This is a genomic window from Paenibacillus sp. V4I3 (assembly GCF_030817215.1).
GTDB lineage: Bacteria > Bacillota > Bacilli > Paenibacillales > NBRC-103111 > Paenibacillus_E.
Genome location: NZ_JAUSZA010000001.1, coordinates 4231216 through 4253176, shown reverse-complemented (window position 1 = coordinate 4253176; position 21961 = coordinate 4231216). Strand labels below are relative to the sequence as shown.

15 protein-coding genes are annotated in these 21961 nt (G+C 49.4%); 2 read left to right on the top strand and 13 right to left on the bottom strand.

The annotated features are described in order from the left end of the window. Positions 1 to 6 precede the first annotated feature (6 nt). The 8 genes from QFZ77_RS19495 to QFZ77_RS19460 all read right to left on the bottom strand — a co-directional run bounded on the left by QFZ77_RS19495 (position 7) and on the right by QFZ77_RS19460 (position 10172). Positions 7 to 786 (bottom strand): SDR family NAD(P)-dependent oxidoreductase, encoded by a 780-nt coding sequence (locus QFZ77_RS19495; RefSeq protein ID WP_307441952.1) that lies wholly within the window; start codon positions 784 to 786, stop codon positions 7 to 9. Beyond that, a complete protein-coding gene (locus tag QFZ77_RS19490) occupies positions 761 to 3481 on the bottom strand; it encodes a glycoside hydrolase family 78 protein (protein ID WP_307441951.1) in 2721 nt (906 codons plus the stop codon). Before QFZ77_RS19490 ends, QFZ77_RS19495 begins: the two co-directional genes overlap by 26 nt. A 197-nt stretch (positions 3482 to 3678) precedes the next feature. Then, entirely contained in the window at positions 3679 to 4317 is a 639-nt protein-coding gene (locus QFZ77_RS19485) for an SGNH/GDSL hydrolase family protein (RefSeq protein ID WP_307441950.1), read from the bottom strand. A 30-nt stretch (positions 4318 to 4347) separates the two neighbouring features. Further along, positions 4348 to 5289: a dihydrodipicolinate synthase family protein gene (locus QFZ77_RS19480; protein ID WP_307441949.1), complete on the bottom strand. Its 942-nt coding sequence runs from the start codon at positions 5287 to 5289 to the stop codon at positions 4348 to 4350. Between the two features lie 19 nt (positions 5290 to 5308). Further along, positions 5309 to 6202, bottom strand: a complete 894-nt coding sequence (gene dapA, locus QFZ77_RS19475) for a 4-hydroxy-tetrahydrodipicolinate synthase (protein ID WP_307441947.1) — start codon at positions 6200 to 6202, stop codon at positions 5309 to 5311. 41 nt (positions 6203 to 6243) lie between these two features. Further along, positions 6244 to 7263, bottom strand: coding sequence for a 4-hydroxythreonine-4-phosphate dehydrogenase PdxA (gene pdxA, locus QFZ77_RS19470; RefSeq protein WP_307441945.1), 1020 nt, complete (start codon positions 7261 to 7263; stop codon positions 6244 to 6246). After that, positions 7260 to 8561: a four-carbon acid sugar kinase family protein gene (locus tag QFZ77_RS19465; RefSeq protein ID WP_307441943.1), complete on the bottom strand. Its 1302-nt coding sequence runs from the start codon at positions 8559 to 8561 to the stop codon at positions 7260 to 7262. The genes pdxA and QFZ77_RS19465 overlap by 4 nt, the downstream gene beginning before the upstream one ends. Positions 8562 to 9017: 456 nt before the next feature. Continuing rightward, positions 9018 to 10172 carry an iron-containing alcohol dehydrogenase gene (locus QFZ77_RS19460; protein ID WP_307449655.1) on the bottom strand — a complete coding sequence of 385 codons (1155 nt, stop codon included), beginning with the start codon at positions 10170 to 10172 and terminating at the stop codon, positions 9018 to 9020. A gap of 237 nt (positions 10173 to 10409) precedes the next feature. Here QFZ77_RS19460 and QFZ77_RS19455 point away from each other — a divergent pair, with 237 nt between their 5' ends. Continuing rightward, a complete protein-coding gene (locus tag QFZ77_RS19455) occupies positions 10410 to 11414 on the top strand; it encodes a glycoside hydrolase family protein (RefSeq protein WP_307441941.1) in 1005 nt (334 codons plus the stop codon). A 38-nt stretch (positions 11415 to 11452) separates the two neighbouring features. Then, complete coding sequence (locus tag QFZ77_RS19450) at positions 11453 to 14119, top strand: alpha-L-rhamnosidase (RefSeq protein WP_307441940.1); 2667 nt, start codon at positions 11453 to 11455, stop codon at positions 14117 to 14119. Positions 14120 to 14467: 348 nt separating this feature from the next. Here the strand turns inward: QFZ77_RS19450 and QFZ77_RS19445 are convergent, their stop codons facing one another. The 5 genes from QFZ77_RS19445 to QFZ77_RS19425 form a co-directional block, all read right to left on the bottom strand. Further along, positions 14468 to 16750, bottom strand: coding sequence for a glycoside hydrolase family 95 protein (locus tag QFZ77_RS19445; RefSeq protein ID WP_307441939.1), 2283 nt, complete (start codon positions 16748 to 16750; stop codon positions 14468 to 14470). A 77-nt stretch (positions 16751 to 16827) separates the two neighbouring features. Beyond that, a complete protein-coding gene (locus QFZ77_RS19440; RefSeq protein ID WP_307441937.1) occupies positions 16828 to 18246 on the bottom strand; it encodes a four-carbon acid sugar kinase family protein in 1419 nt (472 codons plus the stop codon). A 7-nt stretch (positions 18247 to 18253) separates the two neighbouring features. Continuing rightward, positions 18254 to 19513, bottom strand: coding sequence for a ribulose-bisphosphate carboxylase large subunit family protein (locus tag QFZ77_RS19435; protein ID WP_307441935.1), 1260 nt, complete (start codon positions 19511 to 19513; stop codon positions 18254 to 18256). A gap of 32 nt (positions 19514 to 19545) precedes the next feature. Continuing rightward, entirely contained in the window at positions 19546 to 20205 is a 660-nt protein-coding gene (locus QFZ77_RS19430; protein WP_307441934.1) for an aspartate/glutamate racemase family protein, read from the bottom strand. Positions 20206 to 20229: 24 nt separating this feature from the next. After that, the gene (locus tag QFZ77_RS19425) at positions 20230 to 21954 is read right to left on the bottom strand and encodes a glycoside hydrolase family protein (protein WP_307441932.1); all 1725 of its coding nucleotides are present in this window, start codon (positions 21952 to 21954) and stop codon (positions 20230 to 20232) included. Between the last annotated feature and the right edge of the window lie 7 nt (positions 21955 to 21961).

Genomic DNA, 21961 nt, shown 5'->3' with positions numbered 1-21961 from the left:
CGATCTTTAATCGAAGACCTGCAGAACAGACCTGCCTCCGTCCACAACGAGATTTGCTCCAGCAATGAATCCGGCTTCATCAGATGCAAGAAAAACGGCCGCATTCGCCACGTCTTCCGGCTTACCGAATCGCCCGACAGGGTGTGTTGCCAGCATGGCATTGCGTTTCTGTTCCCGGTTTGGATAGGACTGCATGTAGGTCTCGGCAAGCGGGGTTTCAATAAACCCCGGGCTAATGGTATTTGCACGGATTCCCTGACCTCCGAAATCGACACATATCCCTTGCGCCATCGCAAGCATGCCTGCCTTGGAAGAGTGATAAGGGAAATGATTTCGCTGCGTACGGATAACATGAGTCGAGCCGATGTTGACTATGCTGCCACCACCCTGTTCCATCATGAACGGAATGGCGTGCTTGCAGCAGTACCAAGCGCTTTTCAAATTCAAATTCATCACGTGATCCCAAGCTGCTTCGTCAGCTGTCACGACGTTCGCACTACAAGTAACCCCGGCGTTGTTAACGAGAATATGCAGGGCGCCGAAATATGTTTTGGCAGCTTCCATCAATGCAATTACGCTGTTTTCGGCGCGAATATCTGCGTGGACAAACAAGGCGTTCCCACCTGCCTCTACGATCTCTTCGACGACCCGAACTCCCTCTTCGGAAATGTCATTGACGATAACGCAGGCTCCCTCTTCGGCGAATCGCCGTGCAACAGCCTCTCCAATACCGGAAGCTGCACCGGTAATAACAGCTACTTTACGCTCCAATCTCATGCGTGACATTTGTCTCCGCTCCCAGACACAATCCGACATCTGTCCACCGAGAAACGAATGTGTAACTTCCTGAACCAGCGCTGTAAATGGATTTATTGTTTTCCATTCCTACATAATGCAATCCCTCGGTTACGTGCCCATCCTCATTCAGGACGGCACCTGGCACATAGATCGTGGCAGTTGTGTTCACAGGAATTTGGACTTTCAAAACGAACCACGACCGCTCCAATTTCCACTCTACTCGGATCCTGCCGTAAACAGAATGAAATTCGCCCTTGGCGAAATGGAGCCCGCCCCCTGGACGGGGATGAATCACGATATGCTTATATCCCGGTCTGTCCTCGTCTGTGTTGATCCCCATAATATTTTGATACATCCACTCGCCAACTGAACCCAACGAGTAATGATTAAACGAATTCATACCCGGATTCTGGAATCCGTTTGTTTCTGTCCAGGCGTCCCACCGTTCCCAAATGGTCGTAGCTCCATGCTTGATGGAATAAAGCCAAGAAGGGAAAGTACCTTGATTGAGCAAGGTGTAAGCAAGATCTTCTCTCCCCCCTTCGGTTAAAGCAGGAAGTAAATACCCGACGCCGAGAAAACCTGTCGTCAAATGATTGCCGTGCAGCTGGATATTCCCCGCCAAATGTCGAACCGCAAGTTTGCGCTGCTCTTCTGTCAGCAGGTTCATCTTCAGTGCAAGCACGTATACGGTCTGCGTATCTCCTTTGATCCGTCCGGCCTCATCCACAAACGCATCCTCGAAAGCTTGTTTGATCTTTTCAAACAAATCCGCGTATTTACGTGTATCTTCTTCCTTGCCGAGTGCCTTCGCAGATTTGGACAACAGTAAGGTGCTGTAAGCGAAATAAGCAGTATCGAGCACGTCCTTTGGCGTGTCCGCATGGATGGAGAGCCAATCCCCATAATTCGAGTAACCCGGTCGGATCAAGTCCACCGTGTTCGCTTGCAAATACTCCACCCATCTGACCATCGCCGGATAGCATTCCTCCAAATTTCTGTGGTCGCCATACACCTGGTAAACGGTCCAAGGAATAATAACCCCCGCATCACCCCATCCGCCATTGTCGGGAGCATGCCAGTTAAGTTCCGCATGATTATGCTTAAACGCTTCCCAGCCGGAATCCGGCGCCACATCTGGAAAAGCTCCGGAGGGCCGTTGGGCATCGATAACGTCGATCATATACTTATTGAAAAAGCGTCCGACATCCATATTAAAACTGGCCGTACGAGCGAAAATTTGCGCGTCTCCCGTCCAACCTAACCGTTCGTCACGCTGCGGACAGTCCGTCGGCACGCTGAGAAAATTGCCGCGTTGTCCCCACTCAATATTGCTTAGAAGCTTATTCAGCATGACATTGGAAGTTTCTAACCAACCCGTTTGCGGCGTCGCCGAATGAACCACTCTACCGATGACCGTTTGCAGCGTGGGTGAATTCATCAATCCCGTTACTTCCACATACCGGAACCCGTGAAAAGTAAAGTGAGGTTCCAGACATTCCTCCCTTTCACCACTTAGGATGTAGGTCTCCTGCTGAACGGCTTCGCGCAGATTTATGGTGTATAACGACGTATTATCGTCATTCAACATTTCCGCGCAGCTGACGGTAACTTTCTGACCTTCTTGCCCGTCTTCAACTTGAAGACGAACCCAGCCAACCATATTTTGTCCCATGTCAAATAGGTAAGAGCCTCGCGGTGTTTTCTTCATGCTGATCGGCAGCAGTTCCTTCATGACTTGAACAGGAGGATCTACTTGTGCCGTCAGGACCCCATCGTAGCGTTCCAAAACAACAGGCGTCTCCCAAGAGTCATCGTCAAATCCAGGCAGGCTCCATCCCTTCGGTTCCAGACGGGCGTCAAAACTTTCGCCTTTTAGTAAATCCGAGTACAGGATAGGACCTGCAAACGCTTTCCATGATTCATCGGTCACAATAATGTCAGAGGAACCGTCCTCATATTCGATATGCAGTTCAAGGAGCAAGTAAGGGTTGTCTCCGTACCTGTTCGAACCGAACATGCCCACGTGACCGGCATACCAACCAGTGCCTAGGATCGCTCCCAAAGCCATACTTCCGAAACTTCCGGTACCCAGATGCGCCGTTACGTCGTAGGTCTGAACCTGTACCCTAATGTTGTAATCTGTCCATCCGGGGGCAAAATAATCTCGTCCTACCCTTTCACCGTTAATATGCAGTTCGTACAAGCCCAATGCAGTTGCGTAAATGAAAGCCTGGCGGACCGGCTTTTCGATTCGAAATGTTTTTCTCATATAGGGAGAAGGCAAAAGCTCCGTATTCTGAGGATTGGTTCTGCCAATCCAACGTGCTTGCCATTCGTTTTGGTTTAGAAATCCCATCGACCAGTGAGCTGACCTGCTCCATTCAGACACCATATCGCGTTTATCCCAAACCCTGACCCTCCAATAATAAACCCGCTTAGATTCTAGAGGTGCTCCTTCGTAAGAGATATGGATAGATTGGTCGGACTGAACCTTTCCACTGTCCCATAGATCGCCCTTATTCTCATTCAACAGCTCCGGACGAGATGCTACCAATACGTGATAGGCCGACTGGACCTGACCGTATTCTTCCGATTCCATGATCCAGCTTAAGCGGGGAACGGTTGTAACGATACCTAACGGATTTTCGATGTATTCCGTTTTTAGATCAGAAACTTTCATAGTCCTCTCCTCCTATAGACAGACTCCCTTCACCGGGATGCTTGAGTCAAGTGTATCTAAAATTCAACTTTCGTTTATAGGGCGAATTCACCTATTTTATAGGCGACGCCTTCCACCTCTCCATGAATCTCTTGAAAAAAGTCATGAAAAAGACTGCATCCATCGTGAATGGCATGCAGTCTGAATAATAGCCAATACTAATTCCTATTGGGGGTGCCCGTAACCGCCTTCAGCCAAGTTGTGGCCATCAGCATATCTCCAAGCGTGTTCATGTGAACGCCATCGGTCGTTAAGTCCTGACCTGTTTCACACTGTAAGAAATCGATAAATGCTTCATGCGTCGGCACAAGGATGCCATTAAATTCTTCCGTCAGACGGTTAACAATATCCACGTAAGGTTTCAGTAACTGGGTCCCTGTAGAATCAGGATACTCCTTGATTACCGTAGGCTGCATGAGAATCGCACGACAATTGGGTAATTGTTTTGCTTGTTCCAGCAGGCTGCGATACACCGCTTCGAACTTGTCGGGGTATACTTGTTCCGCATCTGGCGAATCCAATTGCCGCCATACGTCATTGATACCGATAGAAATCGAAATCCACTGCGGTTGGTGATCCAGTACATCGATTCTCCATCTTCTCTCCAAATCAATGACGCGGTTTCCGGATACACCTTCATTGATTATTTTCAACGACAGCTTCGGATATACCGCAGTGAGATAATCGTGCAGCAGCCGAACATAACCCGAGCCCAGCTTTAAGGGGTCCTTTTTTCTTCCCTTGTCCGTTATACTGTCACCGATAAATACGATTTTGTCCTTTGCTTTAAATGGCACTGTAACGCCCCCCTCGTATTTTCACTCTGCTCAAACGCTTACATTCGATTTTGTTATAAACTGCTGCTTGAACAATTGATACAGCGAACCCAGCTGCTCCACTTCAAACCTTTGGTTTTCTCTGAAAGCACTAGAATCTCTGGTGCGGCAGTGTATTGCTAGGGGTAGGCCTATTTTTCGCAGATGATATTTCGCATTGACGGGATACATCTGCAGTTCGATCAAGGACGCTGGTCCGGCAAACGCTTGTATCATTTCGGCCGTATTGGTCTCTATATTCCAACGCTCCATCAAACGTACATACAGCTCGGGATGAAAATTGGCCATTACGCCGCTGAAGCCGGCCGCGCCCAAACGTAACGATTCAAGCAGTGTTGCGGAATTAGCATTGAATATTTTCAATGGACTTCCTTTTACCGCATCGAGCTTCTCGGCAATATGCTTAAGATCGCAGCTCGTGTCCTTGAGAAACCCAAACCTGCCCGTATCCGCGCACCATTTGAGCAGCTTCGGGGTCATCAGCCTTTTATAAGGATATGGGCATTCGTAAATACCAAAAAGCACACCCGGCACTCGATCCAGCAGCTCCATTGCACGGGTCAACCATATCTCGTCCGATTCTTCCGGCCCGGCTAGCCGGTTGCTGACCAACACGACCGCATCAACTCCCGTGTCAGCCATCCGCTGAAGCTCTTCCACCTGTTTATCGAATCTGTCTGAGATATGGCCAGAAGCGATCACTGGCACACGGCCAGAAGCCTTCTCCTTAACGAACCGCGCGATCCCTACTCTCTCCTCCAAAGACAAGTAAAACATTTCACTCGATTGGCAGACCGCGAACAGGCCGTGAACGCCTTGGGCAATATACCATTCGACTAGTTGCCCTAATGCGCCATAGTCCACTTCGTTGGAATTTGTGAACGGGGTCAGCATCGTTGGCCAAACTCCATTCGGAATGTTTACATCCTTCATCTTCAACACCTCATCCTGATTATTTTATGACGCCTTCGCCCATATATCGATCCATCACAATTCTCAGCTCCCCTTTGGCTGATGGAGTGAGCGATTGAACCGGCAGTCGCGGTTCTCCCGCAGGCAAACCGATCATGTTCATCACTTCCTTCAGAACGGACGGCAGGGTTCCCAGCGAGAACGCACTGCGCAGAGCGCGCAGCTTTCGCTGTGACAATTCGGCTTCTTCCGGTTTACCCTGCATCCATAAATCGTAAATGGAGCTGACGACCTCCGGGAATACATTGGCTGTTGCTGCGATGGCTCCGTGTCCTCCAGCCATTAGTGTAGGCAATATGAGCGAGTCTGTCCCTGCCAATACGGCAAAATCCGGCTCGCACAGCTCTAGAATTTGCAAAATGTTATCAAAGCTTCCGCTGCTGTCTTTGATTCCAACAATGTTAGGCACTTTACTTAACTCCATGACCGTCCGAGGTAAAAGAGAGTTGCCAGTCCGCGCCGGAATGTTATACAAAATAATAGGTAGTGCCGTCGCTTCCGCAACCGTACGGAAATGCTCGATCAGCTCCTGCTGCGTAAACGCCAAAAAATAGGGAGTTATAATAGATAACGCATCGGCTCCCATTTGTTCCAGGCTTGCGGCCAACTGGGCCGTTTCCTTCGTTCCGACACACCCTGCGCCCACATAAATCGGAAGCCTGCCTTGCGCTTCCTCTATGACGATCTCGGCAACTCGCAACTTTTCTTCGATCGTCAAAGCAAAGAACTCCCCATTGGTACCGAGGCAAAACAGACCGTGAACGCTTGCATCGATGAACCTGCGGACTAATTGTCGTAATGCGGACTCATTGATGTTTTGAGTTTCGTCAAAAGGGGTAATCATAGCGGGAATAATGCCGGCGGGCTTTAACATCGTATCTCTCCTTGTATGGATCGGATAGTAGAATGCATCGGTTATATGTTTTGTGAAAGGTTGTCAATCCGTTTGGGCGCAAGCTCAATCGCAGAGCGGATCGCTGCCAACATACTTCGTTCATCCGCTTTACCTGTACCGGCAATGTCAAAGGCCGTTCCATGATCGACTGAGGTGCGGATGATGCCTCCGTTCAACCCGATCGTGATATTCACGCCTGCTTCAATGCCGAGCACTTTGATCGGAACATGTCCTTGATCATGATAACAAGCCACTACAATGTCAAAATCCCCGCAAACAGCCCGATAAAATAGTGTATCCGCTGGATAAGGGCCGGTAACGTCCACACCTTCTTCCGCTGCCTGCATGATGCCGGGAATCAGTTTCTGTTCTTCCTCCCCGTTCCCAAACAAGCCATTCTCCCCTGCATGCGGATTAATCCCGCAAACGGCGATACGCGGTCTATCATTTCCAGCCCTCCGTAACGTTTCATGCGCCAGCTTAATCACTTTGTATGTCCGCTCCGGGTCGATCATCTCGATCGCCTGAATTAATCCGACGTGTGTAGTCAAATGTATGACCTTCAGCTTCGGGGCAGTGAGCATCATGCAATAGTCTTCGGTACTCGTCAATCCTGCCAATATTTCCGTATGACCCGGATATAGGTGACCACCCTTATGCAGAGCCTCCTTGTTTAACGGGGCGGTGCATATGGCGTCAATTTGCCTGGCTAACGCCAATTCCACTGCTTTCTCAACGAACTTATAAGCGGCGTGTCCCGCATCGGCGGATACTTTACCGAATGGAAGATTCGGTGGGAGCAGACGTATATCCAAGCAATCGATGCTGCCGTATTCGTAACGCCCCTCTGGTGGTCCTGACACTGTATGTATGGAAGCCGAACCTCCCACGATCTGAAGAGCCCGTTTCAACATAACGGGGTCGCCAATCACGAGCGGACGGCAGGTTTCGTATACCGGAGCATGATGCAGCGCTTTCACGATTATTTCAGGTCCGATGCCTGATGCATCGCCCATTGTAATTCCAATAATTGGTTTCATATCCCGATTCCTCCATTCAATGACTCCAACGCTCGCAGCAGCACTTGATCCGATCCAAATCCTCCCGCTTTGGTGACCGCCGGAAGCGGTTCGTCCATCATGAGCAGTCCAATCGGCACACCGCTTTCCACCTCGTCAAACACACGGAATTCGATCGCTTGGAGAGCTGAGCAAACATGTTTTGCAGTATCGCCTCCAGTCATGACGATCCCTCCAACCCTAACTCGTCTCAGTACACGGGACACGGATTCCCCCAAAGCTTGCGATACCGCGTTGCTGACTTTTTGCGCATCCATGCCATTTCGTACTCCAGCATCCTGAGCGAGTCGTATGGCTTCCCGGTCACCTGACGAATATAACACCGTATGAAGGTTTGCGCTTAAGGTCAACGCTGCTTCTTCCTCCGCTTTCGCCAATTCCTGCTCCCTTTCGGTTTTGCCCGATACGAGCTGGTAAGCCTCCATCCGGATGCCCCGTACTTCCGGATTACTGAGAAGGACATCCAATTGGCGACGCGACCGAGGACTGACGCTGCCAATCACGATAAGTATTGGTCCGTCCGTTTTGCGACATTCCTGTGGCGAGGGCTGTGTTAAAGACGAATGTTGAATAGCCAGTTGTCGCGCCAAGCCGGCTGAACCGACCCAAACGACAGCGTAAGTCGTCTCCCCGATCAAGGAAACGATACGCCGCAGGTCTTCATCATCGGCCGAATCTACTAGTAAGTAGCTGACTCCCCGAGACATGCAGCTTTGCAAAACCAGTTCTATAGAGCTTTTCCCTTCCGCTAATATCCCGGATGGGATGACTTCAAAAGGTTGCTTCGTCTGGTGCCGCAGCAATTCGGGGATATATGATTCGGTGACCGGCGTTTTCGGATCGTTTGCGAACTCGGTTTCATGCAGCGGTTTTCCATGAACATACAATCTGCCTTCCCGAACCAGACGGCCGGTTTCCGGATAGGCAGGGGCGATGACGACGAAATCGGGACGAAATGTGTCGTAAACGGCGTCAATTTCGGACCCAAGGTTCCCACGCAAGGTGGAATCGATTTTTTTAAACACAACATCCGCCTCGAAAGCCTGAGCGCACCTCGATGCCTCCGCAGCTCTTTGGTATGCCGATTCGGCATCTAGGGAACGGCTGTCGGTATCCAGTACGAGCACATCCCGCTCTGACACCGCGCATGACTCGGACACAAATTGCAGGAGCACGGATACTTGCAGCCCACGTTTGGCAAACTGTACGCCAGTATCCCCCGCTCCCGTAAGGTCATCAGCTATGACGGCAATTTTCAATTGCGGTTTCCTCCTTAGCGTTTTGCTTTAGCAAAACTTACTTCGTAAGAATTAGCTGAGTTTTCACTAGAAAACCTACTACGTAAGCACTCACTGACCTTTTCTTATCAAAACTTGCTTCGTAAGCATTCGCTCAGAAACGACCAACGACCAACAACTAGAACGCTTTCTAAACAAATTTTATCTGGTGAGGGGCATTCTTGCGAATAAGAGTCTTTAGAGGCTGTTAATTTGTCAATTTTATCGCATTTAGTGGAAATAGGAGCCCGTAGAGGCTCTTATTCTTAAGGCTTTTCTTCATTTCGGTGAAAATCAAACAGATAAAGGTCTTTGGAGACTGCTATTTTAAGGATTCGATCTTATGACAAAGAATTAGAAGTCCCTGGAAGCTCTTATTTATTGAACGATGGCTCATCCGCTCATCTCGCTTTGATGTTGATGTATATAGTACTCGTTTTATAATTTTGGGAACAGTTTCCGGTAAACAGACTTAATCGATTCCAAGTCCATCGGCTTCGGATTATTATTTAAAAGCCTGGTGACCTTTGATGCTGCGATCGCCAAATCATCCACATCCTGATCCGTAATGCCGAATTCACGCAAATTTTGCGGGATATGCATCTCTGAAGTCCACTCAAAAATCTGCTCGATCACCCGTTCAGATGAGTCCTTCCCTCCCCCTTTTTCCACCTGTAGTCCCATGGCATGGGCTACGTTTCCAAGCCGCCCAGATATGGCATCCATATTATAGGCCATGACATGCGGCAGCAGCATTGAATTGGCAACTCCGTGCGAAATGTTGAACTTGCCCCCGAGCGGATAAGCGAGCGCATGTACGGCTGCTGTGCCTGCCGCACTCAATGCCATGCCGCCGTACATCGACCCGAGCAGCATTTTCTCCCTCGCTCCGAGATCCGAGCCATTATGATAGGCATGAACCAGACTGTCTGCAATCAAGCGTATTGATTCCAAGGCAAACATGTTGCTAACTGGATTGGCTTTGATGGATATATACGATTCCAAGGCATGCGTAAAAGCATCCATTCCCGTTGCTGCCGTAATCGGTTGCGGCAGGCTTACCGTCAAAACTGGATCGATAATGACCAGCTTGGGTAGCAAATGCCTGCTAATTACACCGACCTTCAACTGTTCTTCGGGAACGGTTACAATCGCATTGGGCGTCACTTCGGAACCGGTGCCCGAAGTCGTCGGCACTAGAACTGTCGGGATGCCCGGTTGCGAAACGAGATCGGTGCCGATCAAACTCTGCACGTCCGTTGGATTAGTCAGCAAAACGGAAAATATTTTCGTAGCATCGAGAACGCTTCCTCCACCAATACCTATCAACAAATCCACAGGTTCTGCGGATATATTAGCGAATACTGCGCGTATATTGTCAACCGTCGGTTCCGGCTTCACCTCTGTTATACAATGGCTGGATATACCCGCTTGCTTGAGCTCGACGCCGATTTGCTCGATAACCCCCAGCGCTACTATAGAAGGCTGTGTAACGATCACCGCATGCCGAAATTCGCCGAGCAACTTGATTCGCGGAATCAGTTGGGCGATGGTATTACGTCCGGCGACAATGCTGCCAGCTGTCTGAAACATGTACGGATTGGATACATAATCGGCTTTCACTGTAGTCCCCCTTCCGAACGAAACTTCCACAATTCCCCCTCATCCTACGCCCGCTTACAGGCGATGTCAATGCAGCTGTAAGTTGAAGATTCAATCGCCCTATATATCGGATTCAATCCCCCCCTCAGTAGGAAGATGTATGATAGTAATCTTAAAATAAGTTACATCTGTCACAAGTTCTAACCACAGTTGAGGAGTGTGAAAACGATGAATATTGGGCCCTATGTAACACCATATAAATTGGGTAGACCGGTGCTTGTCGGATCCGGCGTCCCCGGTCATTTTGATGAACGTGCTGTTGATTGCCCCTTTGTCTTTCAGCATAACGATAAGTTTTACATGATGTATGTAGGGTTTGACGGTACGGGTTATCAAACAGCCTTGGCCACAAGCAAAGACCTGTTACACTGGGATCACCTAAGTGTGATTTTACGACGAGATGAAGGTTCAGGCTGGGATTCGAAAAATATAGCAGGAACATGGATCTTGAAGGAAAATCAGATCGATGCTCCACCATTGCTCAAGAAATGGAACAACAAATACTGGCTGCTCTATCACGCCTATCCTGAGTTCGGGTACGAAGAAGGTTCGGCAAAAATCGGAATCGCATGGACGGAAGATGAACAGCTGCTGGAGTGGCACAGATACTCTGATCCGATTCTAACCCCGGAGGCAGGTGCGGATTGGGAAAAAGGCGGTTTATACAAGGAATGCCTAATTGAACATGATGACACTTTCTATTTGTTTTATAATGCCAAAAACACGAATAAGGGGAAATGGATCGAACAGACAGGCGTTGCTCTCTCCACTGACCTGATGCATTGGCAAAGATACGAGCAAAACCCCATATTATGTGTCTCTCCGGAAAGATGGGACTCTGGTTTTGTCAGCGACCCTTGTGTTTTACAGGATAAAGACCAATGGGTTATGTATTTCTTTGGCTATAATTACAAGCAAGCACAAGAAGGGATTGCGCTTTCGAAGGATCTTTTACATTGGGACAAATATCCCGATCCGATCATTCACGTTGGAGAAGAGGGAACCATCGACTCCATTTTTGCCCATAAGCCTTCCGTCATTACGCATAATGGCGTGCTATATCACTTCTATTGCTCCTGCAGACCCTATAAGGATGGCGATCCGACAAAAAATTACGCTAAAGAGTTCCGAACGATTAGTGTGGCCGCCTCGCAAGATGTCTTTCGTCAATGAATTCCTATTAGAGGATGGTTAAAAGGAGACTCAAACCGATGCACCTGGATGAAATGTTTGTTGAAAGCAAAATATGCCCTATTGGCGTCGATGTCACACGCCCTGCTTTCGGCTGGAGCTACAAATCCGGTCTCATTCGCTCACAAATGCAAACAGCCTACCGGATCGTGGTGTCAACCGAAGAGGAATGTGTGCAGCGCTTCCTATGGGATAGCAGGAAAATGGCCAGCAGGAAAAACGTACATATTCTATATGAAGGCCCTCCGCTACAGTCCCGCACTCGCTACTATTGGAAGCTTCAGTTTTGGGATCAAAACGATCAGATGTCGGAAAGTCCGGTATCATGGTGGGAAATGGGACTTTTAAACGAGAATGATTGGGCAGCCCGTTGGATTGGTGAACCTGACGGAGAGCCGCAGGAACGTGCTTCGCTTCCTTTGTTCCGATATGAATTCAACCTAGATAAATCTGTGGAAAGAGCAAGAGCTTACATATGCGGTTTGGGACAATACGAGCTTCGGTTAAATGGAAACAAGGTCAGCGATCATGTGCTTACGCCCGGATGGACTAACTTTGACAAAACTTGTCTCTACTGCGTTTACGATGTGACTGACGAAGTGAAAAATGGCGCTAACGCGGTGGGCGTTATGCTCGGGAATGGATTTTTCAACGTGACGGGCGGCCGTTACAGCAAATTCAAACATTCCTTTGGTACCCCGAGATGTCTGATCCAGCTCGAAATCACGCATACCGATGGAACGACCGTCACGATTGCCAGTAATCAGGACTGGGAAACCTCTGCGGGACCGATCACCTTTTCATGCATATATGGAGGCGAGGACTTTGACGCACGCCGTGTGCAAGCGGGTTGGGATTTGCCCGGTTTCACGGAACGCGAAGCCTGGGGATACGCTGCCGAGGTTGCCCCGCCTGTTGGAAAGCTGAAATCACAAGCGCTTTCTCCTTTGAAAGTCATGCAGACCTTCAAACCAGTGAGCATATCGCAACCTACACCAGGCGTGTATGTCGCCGATTTCGGGCAAAACTTTTCAGGATGGGTTGAAATATCCGTTGTTGGTCAGGAAGGTTCCAAGATCACCCTATCCCCAGCAGAACTATTGAAGGATGACGGTACGGCCAATCAAAAATGGACCGGTTCCCCATACAGATTTTCCTACATCCTGAAAGGAAACGGAGAAGAAATCTGGTCGCCTCGGTTCAGCTATTACGGTTTTCGTTATGTACAAATCGAAGGCGCTATTCCCGCAGATTCGTCCGGGTCCCCTACGGATTACCCCGTTCTTGTCACCATTGAAGGACAGATGATCTACCCAGATACGAAATTTTTAGGAAGGTTCGAAAGCTCGGATACTATGCTGAACCGGACGCACAAGATTATTAATCAAGCGATTCTTAGCAACATGAAAAGCCTGTTTACGGATTGTCCCCATCGAGAAAAGCTCGGATGGTTGGAACAAGTCCATCTGATGGGCTCTGCCGTAGCATTCAATTATCAGATTGAACCCTTGTTAACGAAAACGATGGAAGACATCAGAGATGCCCAACTGCCCAGTGGGATGGTGCCAACGACGGCACCCGAATATGTCGTGTTTTCCGATAAGTGGCGCTGTTTCCGCGATTCCGTTTCGTGGGGCGGTGCGTATGTGCTGACAGGATGGAACCTATTTCGTATGTACGGCAACACTCGGATTTTGGCCGAGCATTATGAGGGTATGAAAGCGTACATCGATTACGTGACAGAAGGCTCCGATCATTTAATCGTCAGTCAAGGGCTTGGTGATTGGTATGATGTCGGGGAAAAAGGACCCGGGTTCGCACAAAAGACACCAGTCTCTCATACTGAAACAGCGATGTTTTACCATATCGTAGATATTTTCGCACAAATCGCAAGCTTGTTAAACAACAGCCAGGACGCCGTCAACTACGCAGCCCTGCGGGAGAAGATCAAATCGGCGTTTAATGACGCATTTTTTGAACGGGAAACATCCCGTTATGCGACAGGCAGTCAAACCTCGAACGCCATGCCGCTTGTATTGGGGCTTGTCGATGAGCCGTATAAGGAAACCGTACTATCCCGAGTGATCGAAGACATTCGTCTGCATGGTTATCATACGACAGCGGGCGATGTCGGGCATCGTTATGTGCTGCTTGCACTCGCGCTGAATGGCCGTTCGGACATCATCTACGAAATGACTCGACAAACTGATCATCCGAGCTACGGATATCAAATCGCACACGGTGCGACGACGTTGACGGAAGCGTGGGACGGTCCGACCGTTGGCAAATCGCAAAACCATTTTATGCTCGGTCACTTGGAGGAATGGTTATACGCCGGTTTGGCTGGAATCGATTATCGATATGACCCTGACTTTGAAAGTTATAAGGTGACGATTAAACCGGCATTCCCCCAAGGATTGGAAGAAGTCAAGGCTGAGCACCAGCTGCCAATTGGATGTTTGCGTGTAGTTTGGAAGCGAACTGATCATAATCAGTTGACGTTAAACGTGGTCATTCCTGCAAACTGTTCAGGAGATGTATACGTCCCGGCGATATCCATGGACGCGATTACAGAAAACGGATCTATGATTGAGAAAGTACCGTGCGTCGAGATCATCGGTTATGAAGCCGGGTATGCCGTCCTTCGCGTATCTTCGGGACAGTACTGTTTTAATAGCGAAATATAACATTTTACAGGTCCGCTCTTTTCTCGTCTGTAAGATTGAAAAACATCGTTACAAACCCGCTTCCGCTTTCCCAAGCATCTGGAACGATGAAAAACAACCTTATAAAGAGGCTCTTATTCTATAAATCTCGCTGAAAATCAATTAATTCGACATATTTAAAAAGCTTTTTTGAGACTTATATTGATCGACAGTCTCAAAAGTACAATGTTTCGTGTCGATTTCGCTTCAAATGGACAATTTCAACCGTTATATTACTTTTGGGAACCTTCAACAACAAAAAAAAGAGCTTTCGACCAGTGTAGGACTACAAGGTGGACAGCTCTTTTTCTACTTACATTGGATCACGATTTAGACCGACTCGATGACATAAGCCATTCCGGGGACCGTCTTAAACCACACCACTTGATCCAATAACGAATAATCTTTTAAGAGTTCAGTTCCAACTATACGAACTTCGACACTCGTTCGAAGACGACAAATACCACCGAGCTGCGATCGTACCTCGGCCGTTTCGAGTTTTCCGCTCCTCCATTTGATATCCACCTCAAAGCCCCCTCGTGCCCTCAGTCCCTTCACTTCTCCGTCCGACCATGCCATTGGCAGCGCCGGCAGCAAGTGAAGTTCTCCGGCATGGCTTTGCAGCAGCATTTCGGCGATGCCCGCAGTTCCCCCGAAGTTGCCATCGATTTGAAACGGAGGGTGGTTATCAAGCAGATTCGGCAGTGTCGATTTGCTTAGCAGAGCCATGACGTTCTCATATGCGGCCTCTCCGTCTTCCAGACGAGCCCAGAAATTGATGATCCACGCCCGGCTCCAACCGGTATGCCCGCCTCCGTGTGCAAGTCTGCGCTCCAACGTTTTGCGCGCTGCCTCGGCCAATGCCGGTGTTTCCCGAACGTTAATTTGACTGCCGGGATGAAGTCCGAACAGATGGGAAATATGCCGGTGTCCGGCCTTCTTCTCTTCGTAATCCTCGAGCCATTCCTGCAGTTGGCCGTAACGGCCGATTTTCGGCTCCGGAAGCCGACTGCGGACATGAATCCACTCTTCCCGCAGCGCTTCATCCGCTTCCAACAATTCGCTTGCCCGAATACATCCTGAGAACAAAGCATGTAAGATTTGATTATCCATCGCCGGTCCCATAGTGAGGCAGCCTCTTTCCCCATTTGGCAGCACGTACGTATTTTCCGGCGATACGGATGGGCAGGTCACCAGCCTGCCGTCCGGAGTTTCTATTAAATAGTCAAGAAAGAACAATGCCGATTCTTTCATCGTTTCATAAGCTCGCAGCAAAAATTCGCGGTCGCCGCCAAATTCGAAATGCTCCCACAGGTGCAAACAAAGCCATGCAGCGCCCATCGGCCAGTACGTTGCCGGAATATATATGTCCTGCGGAGAAGTATCGCCCCAAATATCCGTATTGTGATGCGCAACGAATCCTCGGCAGCCGTACATGATTTGTGCGGTCTTCCGTCCGCGCTCGCGCATCCGCTCGATCAGGTCGAACAGTGGCTCGTGGCACTCCGACAAATTACATGTTTCCGCAGGCCAATAATTCATCTGAGCATTAATATTGATCGTATATTTGCTGTCCCACGGCGGCTCAATTTTATCATTCCAAATACCCTGCAAGTTGGCAGGCAAGGAGCCTGGACGGCTGCTGGATATGAGCAAATACCGACCATATTGAAAATAGAGCGGGATGATCCCTGAATCTTCGCCGCCCTCGCGAACCCGCTCAAGCCTCTTATCTGTTGGTAAATCCTTAGCTTCTTCCGAAGGGGGTTCCAGCTTAAAGGAAACTCGGTCAAACAGACGTCCGAAGTCTTCCTGATGGTCGTCCTTCAACCGCGGGTACGTTTTCGATACCGCTTCCTCTACCCGTCTGACGCATACTGCCTCCGGATCTTCGTAACGGAATGAGGTGGCTGCCGCTATGTAGAGTGTCAAACTGTCGGCTCGATCCACGATCAAATGTTCACCGATAACGCTGACGGCGCCTCCTTGAGCCTCCGCAAACAATACGGCACAAAATTCGGAACCACCGCCGCCGCAATTGCCTCGGATCGCAATACTGTGATCGGACAGCCTGCCTATTTGTTCTGCATACTTATTTTTCTCGCCCCGCATCAGACGCGCGGTTAACGATAAGGCGCCAGGCCTGTCAGCCTCCAGCCGAACCGCCAACACCTGATCGATGTGACTTGAAAGCATCTCGCGTTTATAACGAACACCGCCCGTTCGGTAAGATACGGATGCGATGCCAGTACTTAAGTCAAGCTCCCTCAGATAATCTTCGACCTCATCTTCGTGACCGGTAAACGCCAGCGTCAAATCGGCGAGCGGCATATAGTGGCGCTGCCCCTCCGGGACGCCAGAAAGCGCCATTACCGCAAGCTGCTCCGCTTTGCGGATTTGCCCTTCCGCGATCCATTGACGGATTTGCGGAAGATGCTGCAGGGCATCCGGATTGTCGCGTTCCTTCGGTCCCCCATACCAAACCGAATCCTCGTTCAGCTGAATTTTTTCCTTGGCAACCTTGCCAAAAATCATGCCCCCCAGCCTGCCATTCCCAATCGGCAGCGCTTCGTTCCATTCGGCAGCCGGCTGCCGAAACCAAATTTTATCCATGAATACCTCCCAAGTATTTATGCAATACCACGACCTTCGCCACCCGAACGTCATATCGCATAGCCATGCACAATTTTTTACAATGACGTGCCAACTCTTACCTTCTCAAAAAAATTCTCACCACCGACTTGACCGCCTTTCAGTACAAGCTCCAGACCGTCAAACTGCGCCTCTGTCGAATATGCACGGCATAAAGGTCCACCAGGCTCCAGCGCCGCCTTACAGGCTAGTGCATAAATACCCAACTCACGGGTTATATAGCCTGATGTATCCCCGCCAGCGATAAGAATGCGAGAAAGACCTGTCTCTACCACTAATTCTCTGGTCAGCATACCAAGCGCCTTGCCCAGCAGACGCCCGCTGTCTTCGGCCTTAAGCCCTTGTGCAGCAAGCGTTTCACGAATGAGAGCAATCGTCTGGTCTTGTGGTCCCGAGGCTGTATACAGTACCACACTTCGACCGCTCTCCAGCACCGATCGCGCCTCTTGCTGCAATCGCAACTGCGCTTCCTGAGCCAGCTCCGGTTGGATCAATTCATTCATCGGAACCCGAATTCCGGTGAATCCTGCCTCCAAAGCACGCTGAATTTGTTTATCTGTAACTGGTGAGCAGCTGCCCGACACCACTAAAAGACGATCGACAGATTCAACCGCAACTACATCTTGCTCTGCGGGTGGTAAGATACCATCTGCTTTCCAGCAAGCATTGAGCGCGTATTCAACACCTGATGAGCCGACTACAAACAATCCCTCGCCATCATTCGCTTCCTGCCAGATCGAACGGCCTGCTTTTTCTAATCGAGGCTCATCCAGAACATCGAATAACACGACATCAGGCCGTTCGTTTTCAATTAATTGCTCTAATTTCCCATGCACCTCTACATCGGGTCCTTCAAGCGCTAAAATATCAAACAATGAAGTTTGCATTTTCGTTTGCTTTTGCAAATGCTTCCGTATATCCGCTTCTACCATCGGAGTCACGGGATGCTGCGACATCGTAGGATGGCGGTCGAGCCTATGTATGCGCTCTCCTGCTGCCGCAAAATGATTGCCAAAGAGTGTATACCTTCGTAAATAGGGCACGCCCACTAATAAAGGCACATAACGTCCACCGAATACATCCCTGCCGATCTCCATCGCTTTTCCGATACTTCCGATATCAGGTGAAGAATCAAACGTTGAGCATATCTTATAATGCACAACAACCGCTCCGGTCATCTTCATCGTTGTAAACAACGGACGTAATTCCTTCTCCATCTCTTCATGTGATAAAGACCGTCCCACACCCGCCACCCCATAACAATCCACGTCTCGAAACTGCTCCCGCAGCATTTCCGGTGAAGGTGGCTCCAGAAACAAGATCGTTTTCAACCCTGCCTGAAACAAAGCTTCGAGTACATCAGTTGACCCGGTAAAATCGTCACCATAATAACATAACAATCGCTTAATCTGATCTTGAGCCTGATCCTGATTATCGACTAGCTTCATCCCGTTCATAGGCGCTTCAACCTCTCCCGTATTTCTCTATCGCACGTTGAAGCGGCGGGTGCTGCTTAGCATAGCTGTCAAGAGAAAATCCTTGTACAGCGGCCTCCCAGCCGAGCTTCATGCTCTCAAATCCTGCTGCTGGACCATCTGGATGTGCGAGCATGCCGCCACCGGCCAAGTGCATCACATCAACGGAACGTGTAGCCTCATAGGTGACTGGAGCTGTCCCCGCCCACTGCATAGACGAAATGACAGGCATCGAATGATACCCGCCTAATAACGGCGATGTGCAAGCTTGAATAGAACGCAATACGGATTCGTTGCTTTCATAGAATTTGCTGTTAAAGCCATTGACATGAAGATGGTCGGCACCTGCCAGACGGCATAATTTTTGATATGCGGTAAATTCTATGCCGAGCAGGGGGCTCCTTGTCAGCATCCCCCATTGATTACGATGACCATGAATCGGCACTTCACTGTACTGGTTCAAGTAAGCAAGGCCGCTCAGTCCCACACTCAATATGCTGACCATAACGCATGTGCCTCCTGATTTCACGACGAGATCATGATTTCGGCGAAGCTCGTCAATGTCACCTGTAATATTAAAAGCATACATCATCTTCTTACCGGTAGCGTCCGCAGCTCGTTCGACGGCTTCCATAACCGCTTTTACTTTTTGCTCCAAGGGAGCACACGGAGGATTTGCATTCAACTCGTCATCTTTGATAAAATCCATCCCTGCTAGAGCAAGCTTCTTTACGAGTTCTGACAATTGTTCCGTAGATAACCCTATACTTGGCTTAATAATTGTGCCTAGAATGGGTCGATCATACACCCCAGTCAGCTTTCTAGTGCCTGCAATGCCAAACTTCGGTCCAGGATAGCGGGTCGTAAACGATTGCGGTAAATCCAGATCCAATAGACGTAGTCCTGAGAGTTCCTGGAGTTCATACAGATTTCCGGCTACCGCTGCAAGCAAGTTAGGAATCGAAGGGCCAAAATTATGCAGCGGAAATGAGACCGTTACGCGCCCTTGACGGTACTTGCCGTCATGCCCAGCGGGCGGCTTCGCTCCCGGTAAGGAAGGTATATCTACTTCTGCAAGCTGTTCTATATGTTCAACAATTACGCCGTACTTCGCTTTTAATTCATCCGTTTCCCCTGGGACAGATGTAAAGGTACCCGTTGATTGTTCCCCAGCAATCGTCGCTGCTGCACGTTCTAAAGAATATGGCGTTTCTACCAGATAGGTAGCCCTAACACGTTCTTGATTCATCCTGCCTCTCCCCTCTGCTATGCTTGCTACTGTTATGCTTTTTCCAGCAAAGCTTTAACTGCTTCAACGCCCATTCGAGGAGAAGAGAGCACCGGTTTACCGGTTAATTCTTTGAGTTTCTGTTCCATGCGTGCCATCGAACCCTGTGCTAGTACAAGCACGTCAGCCGCATCTGCAATCCGCTTTGCCGTCTCCAACAAAATGCGGTCGTGTTCCTCAGGTTTACCGCCAACAAGCGCATCAAATGCGCCTTCAGCAAGTCCATTGACGAGCGTCACTTGTCGGTCAGCTGCCTCTGCTTGCTTCTGTATGAGCCGCATCGTAGGTTCCAATGTTGATGGCAGAGTCGCCAGCACTGCGATACGATCATAGCTAACAGCCGCTGCTGCCATGGATTCATCAATTTTCACAATGGGTACACCGATGAGTCGGCGCGCATCATCAACAACTTCGCCTACGGAGGAGCATGTATTCAGGATCACATCGGCTCCAATTTCTTCTCCATGATGAAAATACTGGATTAATCTTCGTGCCACTCCCGGCGGAACATGCCCTGCTTGCACCACATCGCCAATCAGGCTATCATCGATAATGTTCACAAGCCTGCAATCCGGGAGCAGTTCCTTAAACACCGCTTTGAGCGGGTCGGCCAAACCTTGGCCGGTATAGACAGCTACAACAGTCTTCATCATTCTTCCTCCTCTAAAATACAACCTCTACCACACAAATTCTTTCTCCAACCTGCGGTAATCGCCTTCACGCATCGGTGCCTCATTGTATACTTTACGACCACTGTAGAGCGGCTTCTTCTCGCCTTTTGGCGTAATATTCACGACATCATCACCGCGCCATTCCGCTTCGAACGTCTGACCCACGGCGTTTTCCAATGTTTTGCGGAAGCTGAGAGGGAAAGTTACCGTAATTTTTTCCCCGGCAGTTGCTGGACCTAGCAGTAGGAAATGCTTATTGACCCATCTGCTCTCCTCGCTACCTTTTCCTTCCGTAACCTGACCATGAACCTCGCGAGTAAAGCGGATTTTCGTAAAACCGGCCCATTCCGGAATCCGAATTTGAAGTCGTGGCACATCCATATGAACATCAATAATGACTTTGCCTTCATGCGGCAAATAACTGCTCACATCAAGCCATTTGGAGCCTCGGTTCAGGAGGAAGTTGATGCTGATTGCCCCATTTTTCTCGGTGATGCTGTTACTCCAGCCCATGAACAGTCCGCGCGTGCCTGAACCGAGACAGCATAATTGCAAATCGCTCGTATGTCCCCGGCCTTCATTTACATCGCTTATGAAATCGTTAGGAGCTGAATAGCCGGCAAAAGATCCCCGTGTACGCTCGGCCACTTTGTAAAATGACTTGTTAGCTGGAATGTCATTCGATTTATCATCTGTCTGTTCAACCCAATCCAAATCCAGAAGCTGTGATTCCGTCAAATGGTTGCGCAGGAAGCGCTCTACCGTTCCCCAGTACTCCACGTAACCGCTCTTAGCCAGGGTTATTCCTGTCGCAATCAAATCCACAAGGGAGCAAGTTTCATGCTCATAAGCTTGTTCATGCAAATCTCCAGGCGTCCAGCCAAACGCCGTGCATTTGGTTAGCGCCCAATCGTAGCACTTCTTCACCCAACTGATCATCGCCGCATCGCCCGTGAAGGTACCGAATCGGGCAATTGCATCGAGTGTGCCCAGACGCGTATGGAAATGACCGCTGCGGTAAGCCAACGAATCGTTAAAGCTGCCATCCGGATGAAAGACGCCGCTGCGCTCTATGATCAGAGCCGTGAAAAACTGACACAAATCATAAGCATCCTGATTCCCTGTCAATTCGTGATATTTCAAGAGCGGCATGACCAATCGGCCACAGAACGCAGCCGGATCTGGAGCGAGCCTCAGCTGCACGCCATTAGCGGAAGGCCAACCTGTTTCTTTGTATTCGGATGCCGGATAGTACCAAACATCGCGCTCTTTGATAGCAATTCTTTTCAGCGCTGCCACATGACGGTCTGCTGCTTCCTTTACTTTCGGGTCACCTGTTTCCATAAACCATGTCGTCAAAGATAAAATAACGGCACGTTGATCGATCAGATTAGCGTTTGGCTCCCAATTACGGGTGGGATTGCTTTGGCGGTAGCTCATGCCATCCTCTTTAAAGAAGGAGAGCAAGTTAGCACGGTAATGCTCCTCTACATCCTTACCGAATGTTTCCCCCGACATATGCCTTGCAAGAATCAAGCCATCAATCATCCTGCCATGCGAAGAGCCGTAATCCCAATCACCATGTGTCATAAAAGCAGGCTTGTGTAACAGATCCGCATTAAAGAACGGAATATAATTGTGATCCTTGTCAGCCATCCCCACCATGGCATTAATAGCATGTCCTGCTCGTTCTTCCAGCATCAGAGTATCGGGAATAAGTCGTCTTACCATCTACATT